This is a genomic window from Enterococcus sp. DIV1444a, from assembly GCF_051712125.1.
GTDB classification, from domain to species: Bacteria; Bacillota; Bacilli; order Lactobacillales; family Enterococcaceae; genus Enterococcus; species Enterococcus faecalis.
In genome coordinates this window covers 539,004-561,345 of the sequence record NZ_JBIOOG010000001.1, presented here as the reverse complement: position 1 = coordinate 561,345, position 22,342 = coordinate 539,004, and the positions used below count along the sequence as shown (strand labels likewise).

17 protein-coding genes are annotated in these 22,342 nt (G+C 37.4%); 4 read left to right on the top strand and 13 right to left on the bottom strand.

Annotated features, from left to right (window positions below; all coding sequences use genetic code 11):
* Nucleotides 1-141: 141 nt before the first annotated feature.
* Nucleotides 142-525, bottom strand: coding sequence for a bacteriocin (locus IGI87_RS02910; RefSeq protein WP_113794914.1), 384 nt, complete (start codon nucleotides 523-525; stop codon nucleotides 142-144).
* Between the two features lie 20 nt (nucleotides 526-545).
* Nucleotides 546-3,449, bottom strand: coding sequence for an isopeptide-forming domain-containing fimbrial protein (locus IGI87_RS02905; protein WP_438736207.1), 2,904 nt, complete (start codon nucleotides 3,447-3,449; stop codon nucleotides 546-548).
* Nucleotides 3,450-3,912: 463 nt separating this feature from the next.
* On the opposite strand from IGI87_RS02905, the gene IGI87_RS02900 reads away from it, so the two are divergent.
* Complete coding sequence (locus tag IGI87_RS02900; protein ID WP_113794912.1) at nucleotides 3,913-4,317, top strand: DUF1622 domain-containing protein; 405 nt, start codon at nucleotides 3,913-3,915, stop codon at nucleotides 4,315-4,317.
* 20 nt (nucleotides 4,318-4,337) lie between these two features.
* On the opposite strand, the gene IGI87_RS02895 is transcribed toward IGI87_RS02900, so the two are convergent.
* Nucleotides 4,338-4,856 (bottom strand): hypothetical protein, encoded by a 519-nt coding sequence (locus tag IGI87_RS02895; RefSeq protein WP_104855231.1) that lies wholly within the window; start codon nucleotides 4,854-4,856, stop codon nucleotides 4,338-4,340.
* Nucleotides 4,857-5,051: 195 nt separating this feature from the next.
* Between IGI87_RS02895 and clpP the strand changes: the two genes are divergently transcribed.
* A complete protein-coding gene (clpP, locus tag IGI87_RS02890; RefSeq protein ID WP_002355633.1) occupies nucleotides 5,052-5,645 on the top strand; it encodes an ATP-dependent Clp endopeptidase proteolytic subunit ClpP in 594 nt (197 codons plus the stop codon).
* Nucleotides 5,646-5,687: 42 nt separating this feature from the next.
* On the opposite strand, the gene IGI87_RS02885 is transcribed toward clpP, so the two are convergent.
* The 8 genes from IGI87_RS02885 to uvrB all read right to left on the bottom strand — a co-directional run bounded on the left by IGI87_RS02885 (nucleotide 5,688) and on the right by uvrB (nucleotide 16,391).
* Nucleotides 5,688-6,206 carry a DsbA family protein gene (locus IGI87_RS02885; RefSeq protein ID WP_104855230.1) on the bottom strand — a complete coding sequence of 173 codons (519 nt, stop codon included), beginning with the start codon at nucleotides 6,204-6,206 and terminating at the stop codon, nucleotides 5,688-5,690.
* Between the two features lie 111 nt (nucleotides 6,207-6,317).
* The gene (locus IGI87_RS02880) at nucleotides 6,318-7,241 is read right to left on the bottom strand and encodes a DUF7916 family protein (protein ID WP_242365687.1); all 924 of its coding nucleotides are present in this window, start codon (nucleotides 7,239-7,241) and stop codon (nucleotides 6,318-6,320) included.
* Between the two features lie 232 nt (nucleotides 7,242-7,473).
* Complete coding sequence (whiA, locus tag IGI87_RS02875; protein ID WP_002358736.1) at nucleotides 7,474-8,409, bottom strand: DNA-binding protein WhiA; 936 nt, start codon at nucleotides 8,407-8,409, stop codon at nucleotides 7,474-7,476.
* A gap of 33 nt (nucleotides 8,410-8,442) precedes the next feature.
* Complete coding sequence (locus IGI87_RS02870; protein ID WP_280211397.1) at nucleotides 8,443-9,438, bottom strand: gluconeogenesis factor YvcK family protein; 996 nt, start codon at nucleotides 9,436-9,438, stop codon at nucleotides 8,443-8,445.
* Nucleotides 9,438-10,325 carry an RNase adapter RapZ gene (rapZ, locus tag IGI87_RS02865; RefSeq protein WP_104855228.1) on the bottom strand — a complete coding sequence of 296 codons (888 nt, stop codon included), beginning with the start codon at nucleotides 10,323-10,325 and terminating at the stop codon, nucleotides 9,438-9,440. Before rapZ ends, IGI87_RS02870 begins: the two co-directional genes overlap by 1 nt.
* Before the next feature lie 165 nt (nucleotides 10,326-10,490).
* The gene (locus tag IGI87_RS02860; protein WP_280211395.1) at nucleotides 10,491-11,285 is read right to left on the bottom strand and encodes a YusW family protein; all 795 of its coding nucleotides are present in this window, start codon (nucleotides 11,283-11,285) and stop codon (nucleotides 10,491-10,493) included.
* A gap of 171 nt (nucleotides 11,286-11,456) precedes the next feature.
* Nucleotides 11,457-14,276 carry an excinuclease ABC subunit UvrA gene (gene uvrA / locus IGI87_RS02855; protein WP_202255962.1) on the bottom strand — a complete coding sequence of 940 codons (2,820 nt, stop codon included), beginning with the start codon at nucleotides 14,274-14,276 and terminating at the stop codon, nucleotides 11,457-11,459.
* A gap of 117 nt (nucleotides 14,277-14,393) precedes the next feature.
* Nucleotides 14,394-16,391 carry an excinuclease ABC subunit UvrB gene (uvrB, locus tag IGI87_RS02850; protein ID WP_104855225.1) on the bottom strand — a complete coding sequence of 666 codons (1,998 nt, stop codon included), beginning with the start codon at nucleotides 16,389-16,391 and terminating at the stop codon, nucleotides 14,394-14,396.
* 278 nt (nucleotides 16,392-16,669) lie between these two features.
* Between uvrB and IGI87_RS02845 the strand changes: the two genes are divergently transcribed.
* Both IGI87_RS02845 and IGI87_RS02840 read left to right on the top strand, forming a co-directional pair.
* Complete coding sequence (locus tag IGI87_RS02845) at nucleotides 16,670-18,838, top strand: amino acid ABC transporter substrate-binding protein/permease (protein ID WP_113794906.1); 2,169 nt, start codon at nucleotides 16,670-16,672, stop codon at nucleotides 18,836-18,838.
* Nucleotide 18,839: 1 nt separating this feature from the next.
* Nucleotides 18,840-19,577 (top strand): amino acid ABC transporter ATP-binding protein, encoded by a 738-nt coding sequence (locus tag IGI87_RS02840; RefSeq protein WP_016618263.1) that lies wholly within the window; start codon nucleotides 18,840-18,842, stop codon nucleotides 19,575-19,577.
* Between the two features lie 47 nt (nucleotides 19,578-19,624).
* Here the strand turns inward: IGI87_RS02840 and IGI87_RS02835 are convergent, their stop codons facing one another.
* A complete protein-coding gene (locus tag IGI87_RS02835; protein WP_438736205.1) occupies nucleotides 19,625-20,344 on the bottom strand; it encodes an MgtC/SapB family protein in 720 nt (239 codons plus the stop codon).
* Between the two features lie 35 nt (nucleotides 20,345-20,379).
* Nucleotides 20,380-22,284: a heavy metal translocating P-type ATPase gene (locus IGI87_RS02830; RefSeq protein ID WP_104855222.1), complete on the bottom strand. Its 1,905-nt coding sequence runs from the start codon at nucleotides 22,282-22,284 to the stop codon at nucleotides 20,380-20,382.
* Nucleotides 22,285-22,342 lie beyond the last annotated feature (58 nt).

Here is a 22,342-nt window from a genome sequence, read left to right as displayed (position 1 = left end):
ATATGTTCAAATTTATTTTATCAAACCAAAATAAATTTGCAAGGCATTTCACATGTTATTTAATAAAAGACTATTCCTATCAAAAAAGACAAGGCAAGTTTCCTGAATAAAGGAAACTTGCCTTGTCTTTTTTGATTCTTTTTACTGCATTATTTTTTGATAGTTTGCGAATAATTGGTTCGCATCTCCTTCTCCATCAACTTTCTTAAGATGCCCATTATCTATTTTAAACATAGATGGCACATGTTGGACCTTGTTTTCTCGTATAAAGGTTGACCATTCTTTCATGGTCCCTTTGTTGGTTAATTCCACGTAATAGACTTGCTTAGGTGCTTCTAATAGCTTCTCGAAATTCTGGCAATCTGAACAATTTTTCTTTTTTAAAACAACATAAAATGTTTCGCCAGAGTGTTTTTTCTCTTGATACTCATTAAAACTTAATTCCTTTTTATGCGGAATAAATGTAAAACCTACCAACAAGCTAAGTAACAAAATTAACAGACTGAACGAAATTTTTTTATTCATGTTTTTTCTTCCTTTTTAGTTTATCTAATTTTTTCTTTTTTTATATTGGTTATACCAAAGCTAATAGCCACGATAAGGACAATTAAACCTGCGATCATGTAAAGTGGATTTACTGTTGTATTAGTCATTGGTAAATGAATCCCTTTACTTGCTGATTTTCTAAAATTGACTGGGTTCGTTGGTGCTTGATGATTTGTAGGCGTCAACGGTTTCTTCGGTTTTAGCGGTTGTTTAGGTTCAGGTTTTTTTGGATCTTCTGGTGTTGGTGCAGGTGGTGTCACTGTTGGTTTATTTGAGTGTAACACATCGCCATCGTTCCCAAAGTTTAAGTCTGCTTGGTTTGGAATGCCGCCTTGTTCAATATAAGGGGCTAATTCTTCATCGGTTGCGTCGGCTTTAATTTTAGTAGTGATTGTCATGGTATATGTGTGTCCAGCTAAGTATGAGTAGCTGTCGTCTTGTTTATTCATGGCAAAGGTTACTTTGTTGCCATCTTGTGCCACCGTGCCGTTGGCTGTTACGTCAGTACCATTTTCGTCGGTGACTTTGACGTCTGCAATGTCTAAGACTTTATTAATGTCATCGACTAAGCTGGCTTGGGTCCAGTCAGCTGTTTCGTTACCGAATGCGGCTTTGACATTCCATTTAAATTCTTGATCGCGGTTAGTTAAGTCTAAATGTTCTTGACCTTCCACGTCTTTGGTAATATTTGGATCAACTGGCGGTGGTGTGACTGTTGGTTTGTTTGAGTGTAACACATCGCCATCGTTGCCAAAGTTTAAGTCCGCTTGGTTGGGAATCCCACCTTGTTGGATATAAGGCGCTAATTCTTCATCTGTTGCGTCGGCTTTAATTTTGGTTGTGATTGTCATGGTATAGGTATGTCCAGCTAAGTATGAGTAGCTGTCGTCTAGTTTTTTCATGGTAAAGGTTACTTTGTTATTTTCTTGTGTTACTGTGCCATTAGTTGTGACATCTTTGCCATTTTCGTCGGTGACTTTCACATCTGCAATGTCTAAGACTTTGTTGATATCATCGACTAAGCTGGCTTGGGTCCAGTCAGCTGTTTCATTTCCGAAGGCTGCTTTTACGTTCCATTTGAATGCTTGATCGCGGTTAGTTAAGTCTAAATGATCTTGACCTTCTACGTCTTTGGTAATATTTGAATCAACTGGCGGTGGTGTTACCGTTGGTTTGTTTGAATGTAACACATCGCCATCGTTCCCAAAGTTTAAGTCCGCTTGGTTAGGAATCCCACCTTGTTGGATATAAGGGGCTAATTCTTCATCGGTTACATCGGCTTTAATGGTTGTTGTAATGGTCATCGTGTAGGTATGGTCAGATAAGTACGCATAACTATCGTCTTGCTTATTAATAGTAAAAACAATTTTATTGTTATCAGTTGTTAATGTTCCTTCAGCTGTAACATCTTTTCCATTTTCATCTGTAACTACTACTTTTTGAATGTCTAATAATGAATTAATGTCATCAGTAATACTTGCTTGGGTCCAGTCAGCCGTTTCATTACCAAAATCGGCTTTGACATGCCAATCAAAGGGATCGTTGCGATTGGTTAAATCTAAGTGATCTTGGTTTTCAATATCTTTCGTAATCCCTGGATCTTCTGGTGTAATGTCACAGTCATGGGCATGGTCATTTTTAGGGATCGTTGCTTCAGGAAAATCTTTGGCTACCTCACCTTGAGTCATTGAACCTGAGCTGACTAAAGTATCTGCATCAATCGCTGTATTTTCTTTCACTGTATAATGAATGGTAATATTACCAACATAGCCTGCTACACTAACAACAGAAATTGTTTGACCGTCAATCTGAACAGGCACTTCATTTCCCGCATCATCTGTCGCTGTTGCTGATTGAATATCAAATTGATCAGCAACTGTTAATGAAGCATTAGCTGTTGCTGATTGTCCCACACGATCTTGGACAATTTGTTTTAATTGATTGGTAAAATCATCAATCGATTGGCTAGTAATAAAATCTTCTGGTGTACTAGCACCTTTTTGTAGCTCTTGTTTTACAAAAGGACCGACTTCTGATTTATATTTATCAAAATAAGAATGAACTGAACTTAAAGACTCAACACTTTCCCAAAAAGCATTAATCATTTCATATCCTTCATTTGTAACTTCTTGATTCAACGCCAAAACTTCTTCTGCTGCGCCTTGATAGTCATTACTATATTCCACAGATACATAATTACTAGCTCCCCAAGTACCTGATGGATGATTTGGATCTGGATATTCACTAATCCAATCATTTGTATTGGTTTTGTGTAAATAACCATCTAATCGAGTATTGGCAACACCATCTGTCACTAATAAGAAATAAGTTTTACGATTCGTCAAATCACCATGCGTTGCATTATATTCATCTAAGGCTAATTTCATACCTTTAGCTGTTGGTGTTCCACCATAAGTTCGAACACTTCCAAAATTTGATACAAATTGACCTTTATCAAATGTTAATGGTGTATTCACGCGAACATTTAACTCTTTATCTCCATCATTGACTCTTGTAGTTCCATCAGGAAACATATATTGGCGCCCACCACGATAAGAAGCTAACATCACACGGTCTTTGTCTGTTAATCCTTGGACCACTTCATCAATTGCTGATCGAACCATTGGAAAATTATCTGAGAAACTCCCACTAGCATCTTCGACAACGACTAAATCTACTGGTAATGTTTCTCCTTCAACAACTGGGAATGCTGCTTCTCCTTCTATAATTCGTTTACAATCGGCTAAACTTTCATCTTGAACTTTCACCGTGTTGGTCATCCCTTCAGTATCACCTGCTTTACCCACTCCTTCGACTAAAGCCAATGTGGGACTGAAATTTCCCACAACTGTTCCAGCGACAATCACCATTGTCGATAATATTTTCGTTGTTTTCTTAAACATTTTAATCCTCCCTATTTTCTTTCGCTAGTGTTTGGGACACTTGCTACTTTTAACTTCAACTACAGCTCCTTAAATCTTTCATCAAGTCGATGTGTCCCCTTGTTTTTGTGACACATCTCTTACTCAATTTCTGATTCTATCATCTTTATAGGCTCAAACTTGGCAGTATTCGGCTCTTGAAAACGTAAAATTTGTCTTTTAAAAATTAATGAAAAGACTATTCGCTGATAAAGTTGGTTTTCACTTACTTTTTAACACTTGATTCCTTTTAAGCGTCATTTTTTACAAAAAAAAGTAAAAGAACCTTTACAATCCTTTTACTTACCTGTTAGATGCTATTCATTGTTTTCTTATTTTTGTTCTATAAGCTAAATAGTTTAGCCCGTTTATTTCAACAATATTTGACGTTAGTCAACCGTTTCGTTATAGTTAAAGAAAAGGCTTTTTGGCAGGAGTGAATACGATGAATGAATGGCCCCATCAGTTAATGACGCTTTTAACCCCACTTTTTGAGCTATGTATTTTGGGACTGAATGTTTTTTCGATTGTTGTTTTAGTTTGGGGTGTTTGTTTAGCAGGAAAAGATTTCATTAAAAGCGAACGACAAAATCAAAGCCGCTTTACCTTAACCAAAATGAATACGTTCATCAAAAATTTCCTTGGTAGTTATATCCTGTTAAGTTTAGAAATTTTGATTGCTGCCGATATTATTGAATCCATTGTCAAACCAACTTTTCAAGATATTTTGAAATTGGCAACCTTGGTAATCATCCGTACAGTTATTTCTTATTTCTTACATAAAGAAATTGAAGACACTATGACCGATATGGAACAACAAGAAAAAGAACCAGATACCCCAAAAAATTAGCGGGTACGCTGGTTCTTTTTTTATTTAATCGCTTTAAAATAATGAAGTGGTTCGTTAGATAAACGCTGCATTTTACGTTTTTTATCTTCAATAATTGCTAAAATCTCGTCTGAAAAATTTTCCAAAATAACACGGCCACCTTTATAGGTGTGCCCGCCCATTTCAGCAACTTCGCTGGCCGTCAAAATGACTTTACGATGCGCAATTTTTTTAAAAAATTCTTCAATTAAGTACGTCGGTAAATAAAAATTATTTTGAGCAGAAAATGATTCCAAATAAATAAAATCATCGATACTGATGAAACAATCGTCCATTGATAAGTATTCAATTGATCTGTCTATATATAATTCACGCTTTTGTAAAATTTCTTTGACTTTTTTATTTAATAAATTCAATGATTCAATTTCTTTAACCAAATGTTCTAGTTCACGATAACGTACTTCTTTTCGCTCTTTGTAAGATGAATGTAAGGCAGCACTTGCTGTGACTATTAGCGCACCGACGATTACACCGACCATTCCGGCGACAAAAACAAACATATTTTTCCCCTCGCTCTTTTCTGATTTTCCATTTTAGTATAACATAATCCAAAAGTTTCGGATAAAAAATGACACAAAATTTTTCAAGCGACTTCGTTGACCTTTATTGACCAAAGAGGTATACTTTTCATAGGCATTCACAGTGCTTTGTGATAGAATGACTTTAAAAGTTTCTTTATATAGGAGGATTTACTTATGAATTTAATTCCAACAGTTATTGAACAATCATCTCGCGGTGAACGTGCTTATGACATTTACTCTCGTTTATTAAAAGACCGCATCATTATGTTAAGCGGCCCTATTGATGATAATGTGGCAAACTCAGTGATTGCACAGTTATTATTCTTAGATGCCCAAGATTCAGAAAAAGACATTTACTTGTACATTAACTCTCCTGGTGGGAGTGTTTCTGCAGGTTTAGCGATTTTCGATACCATGAATTTCGTTAAAGCGGATGTCCAAACTATCGTATTAGGAATGGCGGCTTCTATGGGTAGCTTCTTATTAACAGCTGGTCAAAAAGGCAAACGTTTCGCTTTACCAAATGCGGAAATCATGATTCACCAACCACTTGGTGGCGCTCAAGGGCAAGCAACAGAAATTGAAATTGCAGCGCGTCACATTTTAGACACTCGTCAACGTTTAAATTCAATTTTAGCTGAACGAACTGGCCAACCAATTGAAGTGATTGAACGTGATACTGATCGTGATAACTATATGACTGCCGAACAAGCAAAAGAATATGGTTTAATCGATGAAGTAATGGAAAATAGTAGCGCCTTAAATTAAAAATAAAAAAATGGCAACAGCGACAATCGCTGTTGCCATTTTTTATTTTTCAATGTAACCACGTAATTCTTCTTCAGTAACACTTTCGTCAAAGATATGCTCACCAATGATGATCGTTGGTACAAATTGAATGTGCGCCGCATTGGCTTCAGCAATCACTGCAGAAACAAGCGCTGCATCTTTTTGTTCTTTTAAGCCAAGATTTTTTTCAGCATACGTCGCTACTTCTTCTAAGGTTAAGTTCCCCCAATCATCTTGCGTAGCAAACATTTTATGCAATGCTGACAGGGCTTGTTCAGGCGCTGAATAGTCAATGTAGTGATGCATCACATTACCGCGTTGTAAACTTTCTTTTTCTTTATCAAACAACTTAATGATACGTTCAACTTTACCACTTTTGACAGATTGTGCTAACAGTTCCTCAGACTCTTCAAACCATTTTCTACAATAAGGACAGCGAACATTGATAAATTCTATCATTTTGACAGGGGCATTGCTCTCCCCAATATGAAGCCCTGTTTCTGTGTTAACTTTTGTTGCATCAATTACTGAAATATCCATAAAAAACCTCATCCTTTCAAACCTTTATTTCTCTTTTAGTATACCGTTTTTCAATAAAAAAATCATAAGACACGAATTCAAACTTTCTGAATTCGTGCCTCTGTTCACTTTTTAACGATTAATCGAACGAGCCATTCTAGCAACAGTATGTCTTTTCCCACGTATCGCATCAGAAAGCTCTTTAATATTTTCAATACCAACTAAGCCCATATTTGCATCGCCAATATGTTGAATATCTACGCCTAAAATTTTATTTCTAATGCCGATTGCTTGGATAACTTCAGGTTGAGCACTTTCTTGTGAAGTTCCAATGGCACTCATAACTAGTTTTCCTTTTGAATGTGCAAAATCCACGACTTCTTTAACTTGTTGATCATCGATGCCCCAAACCGTGCCCACTGCTGGGACTAAGACAATATCAGCACCCGCTTCAATAAATTGTTCAGCTGATTTTAAACTGACCACTGGTTCATCTACGCCTGAACTGTGCATTTTTCCGGCAATAATGATGCCGTCAAAATGTTTTTTGGCCAAGGCCACGTTTTTAGCAATCAAATCGTTGGTCACGCCAGTTCCAGGATTACCTGTCAATAAGATAAAATCCAAACCCAGTTCATTGGCTTTTTTGAAAGTAGCTGCTGATGCTTTTCTACCTGGTTCGATCGAAACTCTAGTCGAGGCTAAGTCTAAATTTTCATTAACAGGTTCGACATTCATACCAATCGGTAAACCGACTAGTTCTTTCAAACGATGAACAACCTCATCATTAGGGACACATGTTTCCGCAGTATATTGCCCTTCATAAGCGGCTACTACAATCGGTTGATTAACATCGAAAACATTCAATAAAATCATGTCTGCGCCATAGGCTTTTGACATTTCCGCACAAGTAATGTCACCTGCTACGGATGGGTGAACTACCACATTTTCCGATAAAATTACGCGCCCTTCGCTCGCTTTAATACTCTGAAACAGCTCCTCTTTTGACATCCGTTTGATTTCTGATGCATTTGCACTAATTAATCGTTGAACCATTTTGACCCCTCCAATAGTTTTTAATGTTTTAGTTAAAAACAGCAATAAGTAATCGCTTGCATTTTATTACATGCAACATTCGTGCCAACGTCATTTCTTTAAACCACAGGTAAACACTACATTCCAGCACTACACACTTTTTGCACACTTTAATTTTTTTACACGCTTAAATAAAAAGTGAAGGATACCACTTCAAACGGAAATGTTATTCTTCACTTCTGGAGCAGAAAAATTACGCACTTTTTTCTCGTAATTTTTCTGCAAATTCATTAATTTTTCGAATACGATGATTAATACCTGACTTAGAAATAGCCCCTGAAGGAATCATTTCCCCTAATTCTTTGAGACTAACTTCCGGATACTCTAACCGTAATTCTGCGATTTCCTGAAGTTTCTCCGGTAATGACGTCAGCCCCACTGTACTTTCAATAAATTGAATATTTTCAATTTGTTTTGAAGCAGCATCAATGGTTTTATTTAAATTCGCGGTTTCGCAATTTACTAAACGATTTACTGAATTCCGCATATCACGGACAATTCGGACATCTTCAAATTTCAACATAGAGTTAGTGGCACCAATTAATGTTAAAAAGTCGGCAATTTTTTCAGCACCTTTTAAATAACAAATATACCCATTTCGGCGTCCCAATGTTCGAGCGTTTAAGTCATAGTAATTCAACATCTTACAAATATCATTATTGTGTTCTTCATAAATTGAAAAAATTTCTAAATGATAGCGACTTGTTTCCGGATTATTAACTGAGCCAGAAGCCATAAAGGCCCCGCGTAAATAGGAACGCATTTTTTGCGCGTTACCCATGATTTCATTTGACACATTGCCATTAAAAACGACCCCATCCATAATATCCAAATCAGCTAGAATTTTTTGTGTATCTTGTTTTAGACGCACAATGTAAACATTATTTTTCTTTAGTTTCATTTTTTTACGAACTAATAATTCTGCTTGTGCATGGTAATGATCTTTTAGCAATGAATACATTCGACGAGCAATTGCAGCATTTTCCGTTTGTACATTCAAGACAAACTGTTGATTAACTAAGCTAAGTGAGCCATTCATCCGAATTAATGCTGCTAATTCTGCTTTCGCGTGTTCTCGATGAACTTCTAAACCAGTTAACTCTTTTTTGACATCCGAGGCAAAAGACATCTAAGCTCCTCCTCTCCTGATTCTTTTGATTAATTAATATTTCGTTCCAAATACGATACGGAAAAGTTCTTCAACAACTTTTTCCCCATCATGAAAAACTCCGCCATCTCTTAATTCTAAAAAGTCTGTCGAAATGACTCGGCATCCTTCTTCACGTAATCCTTGAAAATCATGCTTTACTTGAACTAAATATTCATCATAAATTTCAGGATCCATATAATTTTCTGGTACTTTTTCTGTGTTAACCAGCACTGTATCAACAAACTGCGCTTGTAGATGCTCGTTTAAGACACGAACATGATCGGCATCCGTAAAATGTTCCGTTTCCCCTTTTTGGGTCATGATGTTACAAATATAGACTACTTCCGCTGCCGTTTGTTTGATGGCTTCACCAATTTCTGTAATAACTAAATTAGGTAAAATACTTGTAAAAAGACTCCCTGGCCCTAACACGACCATGTCTGCTTCTTCAATTGCTTTGACGACTTTGCGCGCAGCTCTTGGCTGTTCTTCTCCGTGTGTATTTGTTACAAACACATGGTCTATCGTCTTGCGTTCCAGTGCAATTTTTGATTCTCCGACCGCTACTGAGCCATCTTTAAATACGGCATGTAACGTTAATGGTCGTTCTGATGATGGATAAATCCGTCCATCAACATGCATCATTTTTGAAAGCAATTGAATCGCTTCATACGTACTTCCTCTCATTTCTGAGACAGCAGCAATGATCAAATTACCGATTGCATGATTGGCAAAATGACTATCTGATTTATCAAAACGATATTGAAAAATATCTTCATATAATTGTGGCATATCTGACAATGCCACTAAAACATTTCTTAAATCTCCCGGAGGTGTCATGTTATTAATAGAAGAACGAAGCTCGCCACTACTACCGCCGTCATCAGCGACCGTTACGACGGCAGTAATATCAACACTTTGATTTCTTAAACTTTTTAAAATTACTGGCAAGCCTGTTCCACCACCAACAACTACGATCTTCGGTTTACGAATTCGATAGGTTTTCATTAAGAGCGATTAACCGTTTCTTTTCTTTTTAAGCGGTCGCGGTGGGTAATATTTACATGGTAATCTTCCTCTTTTAATTCAGTGCCAATACGTTCTGTCAATGCAACAGAGCGATGTTGTCCGCCAGTACAGCCAATTGCAATGGTGACACTACTTTTACCTTCTTTTTTATATCCTGGTAAGACTGTTCGCAGTAAATCGATAAATTTGGTATAAAATTCATCTGTTTCTGGGAAGCCCATCACGTAATCATAAACAGGTTGATCCATTCCAGTTAATGGTCGTAGTTCATCAATATAATGGGGATTAGGTAAAAAGCGAACATCCATGACGATATCTGCATCAATCGGCAAACCATATTTAAAGCCGAAGGACACCATTTCCACTCGAAATTCGTGTGTCTCTCTCGTTGCTAGTTCTTTATTCAAACGTTCCCGCAATTGACGAGGGGACAAGTCCGTGGTATCAATAACCAACTGAGCATCCGCCTTGATTTCTTCCAGCATTGCGCGTTCTTTACGAATACCTTCTGTCACTAAACCATCCATCGCCATTGGATGCGCACGCCGCGTCTCTTTATAACGAGAAACTAACTCTTCATCGGTAGCATCTAAAAATAAAATCGTTGTATCAATAAAATTGGTATTTTCAAGTTCGACTAACATATCCTGAATTTCTCTAAAGAAGGTCCGTGAACGTAAATCAATCACTAACGCAATCTTGGTGACTTTTCCAGATTCTTTAATTAATTCCCAAAATTTTGGGATTAAGCTTGGTGGTAAATTGTCGATACAGAAATAGCCCATGTCTTCAAAGCTTTGGACAGCGACTGTTTTTCCAGCGCCACTCATTCCTGTAATAATAACCAGTTGTAAATTTTCTGGCATATTCAACACTCCCTTCACTTGCATCACTATATTATAACACCCCGGGCGTATCAAAGAAAGCTTTTCAATCATTCTTATAAAGATTTCTATTCTTTCATAGAAAAACAGCATAGACAAGAATGTCAATGCTGTTTTAATTGCTGAATTGTACAATATAACTTTGTGTTATTTTAATACAAACTCAATTTCTGTTTTATCAGTAAAATTAGCTTCAAACTCAAATTGTTTTACTTGTTCATTCACGGCTAACTTTTTCGTAATATGTTCTTTAATTTGTTCATTTGTAGCTGTTTTGATTGACAATCCGTCTAAAAGAGTCATGATTTTGTCTTGTGCTGCCTGACCTTCTAATTCTAAATCAGCAAATTCATCTTCATACGTTGCTTCAATTGTTCCATTCGATTTTATTTCATAGGTGAACTCAATTTCATTTTCGTCGTATTCGATTTCTACGTCAATCTCTTGAAGACTGGCAACAGTTGGTGTCGGTGTGGTCAGTTCATTATCTGCTGTTTCATGGTCCCCACCAACTTCAGGAGTTACGGTTTCCCACTTAAAGGTGCCAATTTTAGCTGTTGCTAGATAGGGATTATTAATGGTAATGACTTTCAATTGAAGGTCTGAGTGGTTGGCGATATCTGTTAAAATCCCCAGAGCCTGATATGTATTTTGGGTAAAACGTGTCGCAATATTTTGCGCATCAATTGTGGAATAGCCTAATGTTTCCCAGGTAATTTGTTGCTTTAATTCCTGATGAGTGGCTTGTACTGTCGCCGGCTCCAATTGAATGCCCGTTGCTTCTTTTAAGTCTTTCTTGGTAAAACTCATTACTTTTTCATGGTCTGATTGTGAAATTAAGGTGGCTGCTTCTATTGTGTTACTATGTACAAAAGGTGTGATTCCGATGGCTAAGACCATTCCTGCTGTTACTAAACTTGTTGTTATTTTTTTGTTTTTCATTTAAGACTTCCCTTCGTATTCATTGTTATTTTGTTAACAAACATAGTATATCTTTTGATTACACATTAAGTCAACATTTATTTTTAATTTTAATTAAAAAATATTTGTTATTTTATAATAAAAGAACCTTGTTTCCCATAAAAACAAGGTTCCTTATCTAATCATTAATGTTTATTTCAGAACACGTTTTAAATAATATCCTGTGTAACTGTCTTTGACTTTAGCAACTTCTTCTGGCGTTCCTGTTGCCACAATCGTACCACCCCCGTCGCCACCTTCTGGCCCTAGATCAATCACATGATCCGCAGATTTGATGACATCCAAGTTATGTTCAATCACTAAAACGGTATTGCCCGCTTCCACTAAACGCTCTAATACTAGAAGCAACCGCGCAATATCATCGGTATGCAAGCCTGTTGTTGGTTCATCCAGAATATAAAAGTTTTTCCCATTAGAATTTTTATGGAGTTCACTCGCTAGCTTCATCCGCTGTGCTTCCCCACCAGATAAAGTAGTTGCTGGCTGCCCCAATGTCACATAGCCTAAGCCTACATCCACAATTGTTTGCAATTTACGATGGATTTTAGGGATATGTTTGAAAAATTCTACGGCATCTTCCACCGTCATATCTAAAATATCAGAAATGTTTTTGCCTTTATAATGAACTTCTAATGTCTCAGAATTATAACGTTTGCCATGACAAACTTCGCAAGGCACATAGACATCAGGTAAAAAGTGCATTTCAATTTTGATGATACCGTCCCCGCGACAAGCTTCACAACGGCCACCTTTGACGTTAAAACTAAAGCGACCTTTTTTATAGCCACGAACCTTGGCTTCATTTGTTTGGGCAAACAAATCGCGAATGTCATCAAAAACACTAGTATAAGTCGCTGGATTACTTCTTGGTGTTCGACCAATTGGACTTTGGTCAATGTCAACAATCTTTTCAATGGCTTCATAACCAGTGATACTTTTGTGTTTCCCAGGTTTATTAGAATTACGATTTAATTTTTGGGCCAGCGCTTTTTTCAAAATTTGATTGACTAAAGTACTTTTCCCTGAACCTGAAACGCCTGTGACAGCGACAAATTCACCGAGCGGAAACTCAACACTGACATTTTTCAAATTATTTTCACTGGCACCAGTGACTTTGATCGCTTTGCCATTGCCTTTGCGACGTTCTTTTGGCACAGGAATCACTTTTTTCCCAGAAAGATATTGTCCAGTCAATGAATGCGGATTTTTAGCAACCTCTTCCGGCGTACCGGCGGCTACAATTTCGCCGCCCAGATGTCCAGCGCCAGGCCCCACATCAATCAAGTAATCCGAAGCCATCATTGTATCTTCATCATGTTCCACCACAATTAATGTATTGCCTAAGTCCCGCATTTTTTTCAAAGAGTCAATCAAGCGGTCGTTATCTCGTTGATGCAAACCAATTGATGGTTCATCTAAAATATAAAGGACACCTGATAAGTTTGACCCAATTTGTGTTGCCAAGCGAATTCTTTGTGCTTCTCCACCAGAAAGTGTGCCGGCAGCTCGACTTAAGGTCAAGTAATCTAAACCGACATTTTTTAAGAAGGTTAACCGATCTTCGACTTCTTTTAAAATTGGCCGAGCAATCGTTGTTTCTTGTTCAGATAAAGACACACCTTCAAAAAATTGGACCGCATTTTTTATTGCTAATTCACTGACTTCACCAATGTGCGTGCCATTGATTTTTACAGCTAAAGCTTGCGGATTCAAACGATACCCTTGACAGCTTCGACAAGTCAATTCTGTCATGTATAACCGCATTTGATCTCGTGTAAAATCGCTATTTGTTTCATGGTAACGTCGTTTAATATTTTTTAAAATCCCTTCAAATGGCACTTCCACGTCACGAACACCACCAAAGTCATTTTCATAATGAAAATGAAAGTTTTTCTCGCCAGAACCATTTAAAATAATTTCTTGTTGGTCTGCAGGTAATTCTTCAAACGGCGTATCCATATCAATCCCAAAACTGGTGGCTGCTTGTTCCAACATTTGTGGATAATACTGAGAACTAATAGGGTTCCACGGAACAACAGCTCCTTCTCTCAAGGTTTTAGTGGGATCTGGAATCACTAAGTCTTTGTCCACTTCTAATTTAACGCCTAAACCATCACAATCGGGACAAGCGCCAAATGGCGCATTAAAAGAGAACAAACGTGGTTCCAATTCACCAACCGTGAACCCACAATAAGGACAGGCATAATGTTCACTAAACAACATCTCTTCTTGACCAATCACATCAACAATTGCGTAACCTTCAGCTAAACGCAAAGCCGCTTCAAACGAATCAAACAAGCGAGAGCGAATGCCTTCTTTCACAACGATACGGTCAATCACAATCGCAATATCATGTTTTTTATTTTTTTCAAGTTCTGGTGCCTCACTAACATCATAGGTTTCACCATCCACCCGCATTCTGACATACCCTTCACGTTGGATCATTTCAAACACTTTTTTATGTTGGCCTTTTTTCTTGACCACAACAGGCGCCAAAATTTGAATTTTTGTTCGCTCTGGTAGCTCTAAGACTTTATCAACCATCTGTTCAACAGACTGACTGGTAATTTCAATATGATCGTTAGGACAAATTGGATGGCCTACCCGAGCAAATAACAATCGTAAATAATCATTGATTTCCGTGACCGTCCCCACCGTTGAGCGCGGGTTCTTACTTGTCGTCTTTTGATCAATCGAAATGGCTGGACTTAAACCATCGATACTATCAACATCTGGTTTATCCATCTGTCCCAAAAATTGTCGCGCATAAGCAGAGAGACTCTCTACATAACGCCGTTGCCCTTCTGCGTAAAGCGTATCAAAGGCTAATGAACTTTTGCCAGAACCAGATAGTCCTGTTACAACAACCATTTTGTCACGAGGAATCGTAACATCAATATTTTTTAAATTATGGGCGCGTGCACCATGAATCACAATTTTATCATTTGCCATATATGTTCTCCTTTTACTAAATCTCTTACGTCAAATCATTTCAAGTCATTCTATAGAGAAAAGATTAGTAAAAGATACGATGGTTCATCGTATCTTTTACTTAATCCGTTGGTTGACTTATTTGGCAGCTTTTAATTCAAGAATGGTATCTCGTAATGTGGCTGCAGTTTCGAAGTCTAATGCTTTGGCCGCATCTTTCATTTCTCTTTCAAGTTTCATTAATAGATCAGCTTTTTCTTGTCTTGATAAATCTTCATATGATTTATCCAATTGAACCACTGTTTCATCTTTATCAGCTGTTTTGGAAATAGAAATTAAATCACGAATTTCTTTAATAATTGTTTTTGGTTCAATGCCATGTTCTTCATTATATGCTTCTTGGATCGCTCGACGTCGTGCTGTTTCATCCATAGCTCGTTGCATCGAATCGGTGATTTTATCTGCATACATAATAACTTTTCCTTCGGCGTTCCGGGCAGCCCGTCCCATCGTTTGCACTAATGAGCGTTCACTACGTAAGAAGCCTTCTTTATCCGCATCTAGAATCGCAATTAAGGAAACTTCTGGCACATCGATTCCTTCACGTAATAAGTTAATACCTATTAGAATATCAAATTCGCCTAATCGTAAGTCGCGGATAATCTCCGTTCTTTCCAGTGTTTTTATATCACTATGCAAATATTTAACTTTTAAGCCTAATTCTTTGAAATAGTCGGTTAAATCTTCGGCCATTTTCTTCGTTAAGGTTGTGACAAACACCCGCTGATCTTTTTCGATCCGTTCATGAATTTCGCCCACCAAATCATCAATTTGACCCATAATTGGACGGATTTCTACTTCTGGATCTAGTAAACCTGTTGGTCGAATGATTTGTTGAACAACAGTCTCTGTTTGTTCCATTTCATAAGGGCCTGGTGTTGCCGATACATAAACAATTTGGTTTACATGTTGTTCAAATTCTTCTAACCGAAGCGGTCGGTTATCAAGTGCACTTGGTAAACGGAAACCATAGTCCACTAACATTTGTTTCCGTGCTCGGTCACCATTATACATCCCTCTAATTTGCGGCATTGTTACGTGAGACTCATCGATTACAAGTAAGAAGTCATCTGGGAAAAAGTCCAACAGCGTGTATGGAGGCTCCCCTTCTTGACGACCATCCATATGTCGAGAGTAATTTTCAATCCCTGATGTATAACCCATTTCTCTCATCATCTCAATATCATAATTGGTTCGCTGTTCCAAACGTTGAGCTTCCAATAACTTGTTTTCACTGCGAAGCACTTTCAGACGTGCCTCTAATTCTTCTTGGATCTGCGAAATGGCGTGTTCCATATGTTCTTCGTTCGTCACAAAGTGTGTTGCTGGAAAAATAGCGACATGCTCTGTTTCGCCGACAATTTCACCAGTTAACGCATCTACTTCACGAATTCGATCAATTTCGTCTCCGAAAAATTCAACACGTAGCGCATGCTCATCCCGTGAAGCTGGGAATATCTCAACCACATCACCGCGGACGCGAAAACGTCCCCGTTGAAAATCAATATCATTTCGTTCGAATTGAATATCGACTAAGCTTTTTAGTAACTCATTACGATCCAGTTCCATTCCCACACGTAATGAAACAACTTGTTGACTGTATTCCCGCGGATCCCCTAAACCAAAAATACAAGAAACTGATGCTACCACGATGACATCGTTTCGTTCCAATAAAGAACTTGTCGCTGAATGGCGTAGTTTATCAATTTCATCATTAATACTGGAATCTTTTTCAATATATGTATCACTTGAGGGTACATATGCTTCTGGTTGATAATAATCATAGTAACTGACAAAATACTCGACCGCATTATCTGGGAAAAATTCTTTAAATTCCCCGTATAATTGTCCAGCTAGTGTTTTATTATGTGCAATCACTAATGTTGGTTTGTTCACTTCTTGAATCACATTAGAGATTGTAAATGTTTTACCTGTTCCGGTCGCTCCAAGTAAAATTTGAGCTTTTTCTCCACCTTTGACACCGTCAACTAGTTCAGCAATAGCGGCTGGCTGATCTCCGGCAGGCTCATATTTAGAAGCCAAATGAAAGGTATTGGAAGTTTCTCTTTCGATCATTTATAACTCCCCCTCAAAGTGTCTAATTTCTCTTAAATTATCGGCCCATTCTGGCAGAATGTCCACTTATTAGTTTAACATACCGAACATATTTTCGCCACTTTTGGTGTTTCGGACTTCAACTGATCTTAATCTTTTGTTCTTAATTTATATGTTATATTTTATAACATGCAATGTAAGGAAATTAGAGTTTTTTTCTCTTTTTAGCGTTCAAATACTTGTCAGCTTCCTATTTCTTACTATATAATTGTTCAATATGCAAAACTAGGAGGTATTTTATGAAAAGGAAACACTTTTTACTTTCTTTCTTTGTGATGATGGTAACTCTGCTAACATTCATTAGTGGCACTTCAGCACATGCAGAAGGAAAGAAATATACAATCGGAACGGATTTAACATTCGCTCCTTTTGAATTCCAAGACTCAAAAGGAAAATACATTGGGATTGACGTTGATTTATTAGATGCGATTGCCAAAGATCAAGATTTTGAAGTGGATTTAAAACCATTAGGCTTCGATAGTGCAGTCCAAGCGATTCAATCTAAACAAATTGATGGCATGATTGCTGGAATGAGCATTACAGATGAACGAAAAAAATCCTTTGATTTTTCAGATCCATACTTCGATAGCGGTTTACAATTAGCGGTTAAAAAAGGAAATGACAAAATTAAATCATATGATGATTTAAAAGGCAAAACGGTTGCGGCTAAAGTTGGAACTGAAAGTGCCAATTTCCTTGAAAAAAATAAAGAGAAATATGACTACACCATCAAAAATTTTGATGATGCAACGGGTCTTTATAAAGCCTTAGAAAACGGTGAAGCGGATGCAATCGTGGATGACTATCCTGTATTAGGCTACGCAGTTAAAAATGGCCAAAAATTACAATTAGTTGGCGATAAAGAAACAGGCAGTTCTTATGGTTTCGCAGTGAAAAAAGGCCAAAACTCTGAATTAATCAAAAAGTTCAACGCTGGTTTGAAAAATCTTAAAGACAATGGTACTTATGATAAAATTTTAAACAACTACTTAGCGACAGGCGATGAAACAAATACACAAGACGCTGGCGAACAGATGAAAAAAATCACTCCTAAAAAAGAGAAATATGTGATTGCTAGTGATTCTACGTTTGCTCCGTTTGAGTTTCAAAATGCCCAAGGCGATTATGTCGGAATTGATGTAGATTTAGTCAAACGTGCAGCTGAATTACAAGGTTTCACTGTTGAATTTAAATTTATTGGTTTTAGTTCTGCTGTCCAAGCTGTTGAATCTGGTCAAGCAGATGGAATGGTTGCAGGCATGACGATTACGGATGATCGTAAAAAAGCCTTCGACTTCTCTGTTCCTTACTTTGATAGTGGTATTCAAATTGCGGTCAAAAAAGGCAATGACAAAATTAAATCGTATGATGATTTAAAAGGCAAAAAAGTCGGCGTAAAAATTGGTACTGAAAGTGCTGATTTCTTAGAAAAAAATAAAAAGAAATATGATTACTCAATTAAGTATTTAGACACAACCGATGCATTATACAGTGCGTTAGAAATTGGCGAAGTTGATGCCATGATGGATGATTACCCTGTCATTGGCTATGGGGTTGCGCAAAATCAACCATTAGCGACACCAATTCCTCGTGAAAAAGGTGGTTCTTACGGTTTTGCTGTCAAAAAAGGTCAAAATCCTGAATTACTTGAAATGTTTAACGAAGGCTTAAAAGAAATGAAACGTACAGGTGAATACGATAAAATTATCAGCACTTACGTGAAAGATGGCAACGAAGCCAAAGAAGAAACAGCTGACGAATCTACGTTTGTTGGCTTTATGCAAAACAACTGGAAGCAATTGTTACATGGTTTATGGATGACGATTCTACTAACGTTAATTTCCTTTGTACTTGCTTTAATTGTCGGCGTTATTTTCGGACTATTCAGCGTTTCACCAATTAAAGCGTTACGTGTACTTTCAACCATTTATGTCGATTTAATTCGCGGCATTCCTTTAATGGTCTTAGCGTTCTTCATCTATTTCGGATTACCTGGTGTGCTTGGCTTTAATATCCCGGTCTTCATTGCTGGGATTATCACATTAACTTTAAATGCCAGTGCCTATATCTCTGAAATTGTGCGCGGCGGAATCAAAGCTGTTCCAGTTGGTCAAATGGAAGCTTCAAGAAGTTTAGGTCTTTCCTATAATCGGACAATGCAAAAAATTATTTTACCACAAGCGATTCGCATTATGATTCCTTCATTCATTAACCAATTTGTTATTTCATTGAAAGATACAACTATTCTTTCAGCAATTGGCTTAATCGAACTACTACAAACAGGAAAAATTATTGTTGCTCGGACATTACAAAGTACAATGGTTTACTTCGTTATTGCGTTAATCTATTTAATTTTAATTACTAGCTTAACTAAATTAGCGAAAAACCTTGAAAAGAAGGTGAACTAATATGACTGAAAAAATCTTAGTTGAACATTTAGTGAAAAAATATGGTGACAACACTGTCTTAAACGATATTAATGTTTCTATTAACGAAGGTGATGTAGTCTGTGTCATCGGTCCTTCTGGCTCTGGTAAGAGTACCTTTTTACGTTGCTTGAATCAATTAGAAGAAGCTTCTAGCGGAGACATTATTATTGATGGTGCGAACTTGACAGATAAAAATACGGACATCAACCAAGTCCGTCAACATATTGGGATGGTTTTCCAACATTTCAATTTGTTCCCACATTTATCTATTTTAGAAAACATTGTTTTAGCACCAACCGATTTAGGTCGCTTATCAAAAGATGAAGCAGAGAAAAAAGCGTTAGAACTTTTAGACCGTGTTGGGTTAGCAGATAAAAAAGATGCGTATCCAGATTCTTTGTCTGGTGGTCAAAAACAACGTGTTGCAATTGCACGTGCATTAGCGATGAATCCTGATATCATGCTTTTCGATGAGCCAACATCAGCCCTTGATCCAGAAATGGTTGGCGATGTTCTTGGTGTAATGAAAGATTTAGCAAAACAAGGAATGACCATGGTCATAGTTACACACGAAATGGGCTTTGCAAAAGAAGTGGCTAACCGAGTAATGTTCATTGATGGCGGCAACTTCCTAGAAGATGGTTCGCCAGAGCAAGTCTTTGAAAATCCTCAAAACCCTCGAACAAAAGATTTCTTAGATAAAGTATTAAATATTTAAACAAAAGCACTTGGCGCGCGCTAGCGCCCAAGTGCTTTATTTTATGGTTAAATTGTTTCTGTGACAGAGACAGATTGAACGTGCCCTTTTTCTTTTAAGAGATGGTGCAAGTTGGAATGCCAGAAATCTTCTTTACCTACATAAGAAATCTTTGCTGTGACTGTCTCTTGTTCGGATTCCAAAATCAATTCTACTAAGCGCTCTCCTTTTTCTAAAGAAGCTTGAAGTTGTTCATGCAGTCGGCTTTCTTTAATCATGGGTTCCTTCATTTTTACGATAAGCTGCAATCGTTTTAGAGGAGTTTTTCGTTTAAAATGAGCCAGAGCTAATACTAGCAAAGTCGCCACGAGATTGATAAACGCAATGGTTAAAAAGCCCATCCCAATGACTAAACCAATAATAGTAACATTCCACATCATTACTGCTGTTGTCAACCCAGAGACTTTCCTTTCTCTAAAAACGATAATCCCCGCACCGAGAAAGCCTACACCACTAATCACTTGGGCGCCATATCGTGTAATATCCATAGAAATAATGGACGCCAAGGCGCTATTTTGTTTCACCACATCGACTAAAATATCCACCGATTGAATCTGTAAAATGGAAATCGTACAGGAGGCCAAACATAAAATGGCGTTGCTACTGATACCGAAGCCTTTTCTTTTAATACTTCTTTCTAACCCAATCAAAGCCCCAAAAACCACGGCTAGGGCCATCCGAATGACAACATCTGCGAGAGAAAGTTCAATCATTTTTAAAGAATTCATCGCTTTCTCTCCTTTCTTACAAGTGACTATTTGACTTATTTTGTATTAACTAATAAACGTAAGCCATTAAAAATGACCACTAAGGTACTTCCTTCATGAATAAGTACGCTAAATGCGATATTCGCAATACCTAAAAAGTTCAAGATAATTAACGTTGCTACCACTAGCATTGAAAAAATGATATTTTGTTGCACAATTTTATTCAAGCGTTTTGAAACACGGTGAGCATAGCCTAATTTAGAAAGATCATTTTTCATCACTACCACGTCTGCAACATCGATAGCAATGTCCGTGCCATCCCCCATCGCCACTCCGATATCAGCATTCACTAAAGCGGGCGCATCGTTAATGCCATCACCAACCATCCCTGTCATCCCTACTTCGCGTTTTAATTGATCAACAATCGCTGATTTTTCCTCAGGTAAAACATTAGCAAAAACTTGGTCCACGCCTACTAAGCGACCAACTGCTTCACCAGTAAGTTTTGCATCTCCCGTAATCATTGTTGTTTCAATATTTTGTGACTTGAAATAGTGAATGGCGTTCATCGCTTCTTCATTAGGAACATCCATCAATGCCACTAAACCAATCACTTGTTCATTTTCGGCAAAGTACACCACCGTTTTGCCTTCACTCGCTAATCTCGTTGTTTGTTTCTCAATGATTGTTGGCACTTGTTCGAAACTAGATGGTTTACCAATTCTAAACGTTGTGTCTGCAATGGTCGTTACTAAACCCACACCGACAATATTTTCTACTTCTAAATTTAAAGTCGTTGTTTCTGCTTCAAAGCGATTAACGATCGCCGTTGCCAATGGGTGATTGGATTTTTTCTCCATATTTGTTAAAACAGCTACTAATTCGTCTTGACGATCTTCTAAGCCATCAATAAAAAGATAATCTGTGACCTCAGGTTTCCCTTTTGTTAGTGTACCTGTTTTATCAAAGGCGAGTGCTTTCACTTCAGCTAAATTTGATAAAAACGAACCACCTTTAAACAAAACGCCTTGTTTTGCTAAATTGGAAATTCCTGATAAAGTTGCTGGAACGGCACTCGCTGCTAAGGCACAAGGGGAGGCAGCAATTAAGAAGACCAAGCCTCTGTAAAAGCTTTCAGCCCAAGTCAATTGGAAAAGTAATGCGCCACCTAAAACAATTAGTGGAAAAACGGCTAAAACTAGTGTGACATATTTCGGTTCAAATCGTTTAATTTTGCTTGCTATTTCCGATTGATTTTCTTGTGATTGGTTCACTAGCTGTACGATTTTTGCAAAAACTGTTTCTGAACTGTCTTTTGTTACTTCAACAACAATTGTGCCTGAACCGTTCATGGTACTACCAAAAACTGGGTCCCCACTATTTTTTTCTTTGGGAATACTTTCCCCATTAATAGATGATTCATCCACAGCGGTACTTCCTTCAATCACGACGCCATCTGTCGGAATTTGCGCGCCATTTAGGACTTGCACGCGGTCACCAATCTTCAATTGTTCAACTGAAACAGTTTGAATCGAGCCGTCGTCTGTTATTAGGCGAGCTTCTGTTGGATTTAAATTTAATAGTTTTGTAATTTCACGTTGACTTTTGCCTTGAGCATAATCTTCAAGGAAATGCGCCGCCGCAAAAATCAAAATCAATAATGCTGATTCTTCAAAACTTCCCATTAATGCTGAACCAACGGCAGCTAAGGTCATTAACAAATGAATATTAGGCGAAAACTTTCGATTGTTTTTCGTATCCCGATACGTATCTCCAAAGCCTTCCCCAATAATATGATAACCAGCTAAAATAGCAGCTAACGAGAAAAGAATATTTTTCACTAAGAGCATGTTCCCTAAAAATAAACCGATAAAGAAAAGAGCCAATCCTGTAAAAAAGAGAATAACTGGAACGTTTTTACCTTTTTCTTCATGTGTGTGTGCACCTATTTGTTTTGACATTGTTATGCGCCTCCTTATTAATGTTTTATCATTCATATGAATGTATATTCATATTATA

What these genes read in the sequence shown, in the direction of transcription:
- uvrA (WP_202255962.1), bottom strand. Translation starts at nt 14,276, where the DNA reads ATGGCAAATGATAAAATTGTGATTCATGGTGCACGCGCCCATAATTTA.
- IGI87_RS02880 (WP_242365687.1), bottom strand. Translation starts at nt 7,241, where the DNA reads ATGGTTCAACGATTAATTAGTGCAAATGCATCAGAAATCAAACGGATG.
- IGI87_RS02860 (WP_280211395.1), bottom strand. Translation starts at nt 11,285, where the DNA reads ATGAAAAACAAAAAAATAACAACAAGTTTAGTAACAGCAGGAATGGTC.
- whiA (WP_002358736.1), bottom strand. Translation starts at nt 8,409, where the DNA reads ATGTCTTTTGCCTCGGATGTCAAAAAAGAGTTAACTGGTTTAGAAGTT.
- IGI87_RS02870 (WP_280211397.1), bottom strand. Translation starts at nt 9,438, where the DNA reads ATGAAAACCTATCGAATTCGTAAACCGAAGATCGTAGTTGTTGGTGGT.
- IGI87_RS02885 (WP_104855230.1), bottom strand. Translation starts at nt 6,206, where the DNA reads ATGGATATTTCAGTAATTGATGCAACAAAAGTTAACACAGAAACAGGG.
- IGI87_RS02910 (WP_113794914.1), bottom strand. Translation starts at nt 525, where the DNA reads ATGAATAAAAAAATTTCGTTCAGTCTGTTAATTTTGTTACTTAGCTTG.
- IGI87_RS02835 (WP_438736205.1), bottom strand. Translation starts at nt 20,344, where the DNA reads ATGAATTCTTTAAAAATGATTGAACTTTCTCTCGCAGATGTTGTCATT.
- clpP (WP_002355633.1), top strand. Translation starts at nt 5,052, where the DNA reads ATGAATTTAATTCCAACAGTTATTGAACAATCATCTCGCGGTGAACGT.
- IGI87_RS02905 (WP_438736207.1), bottom strand. Translation starts at nt 3,449, where the DNA reads ATGTTTAAGAAAACAACGAAAATATTATCGACAATGGTGATTGTCGCT.
- IGI87_RS02845 (WP_113794906.1), top strand. Translation starts at nt 16,670, where the DNA reads ATGAAAAGGAAACACTTTTTACTTTCTTTCTTTGTGATGATGGTAACT.
- IGI87_RS02840 (WP_016618263.1), top strand. Translation starts at nt 18,840, where the DNA reads ATGACTGAAAAAATCTTAGTTGAACATTTAGTGAAAAAATATGGTGAC.
- IGI87_RS02830 (WP_104855222.1), bottom strand. Translation starts at nt 22,284, where the DNA reads ATGTCAAAACAAATAGGTGCACACACACATGAAGAAAAAGGTAAAAAC.
- rapZ (WP_104855228.1), bottom strand. Translation starts at nt 10,325, where the DNA reads ATGCCAGAAAATTTACAACTGGTTATTATTACAGGAATGAGTGGCGCT.
- IGI87_RS02900 (WP_113794912.1), top strand. Translation starts at nt 3,913, where the DNA reads ATGAATGAATGGCCCCATCAGTTAATGACGCTTTTAACCCCACTTTTT.
- uvrB (WP_104855225.1), bottom strand. Translation starts at nt 16,391, where the DNA reads ATGATCGAAAGAGAAACTTCCAATACCTTTCATTTGGCTTCTAAATAT.
- IGI87_RS02895 (WP_104855231.1), bottom strand. Translation starts at nt 4,856, where the DNA reads ATGTTTGTTTTTGTCGCCGGAATGGTCGGTGTAATCGTCGGTGCGCTA.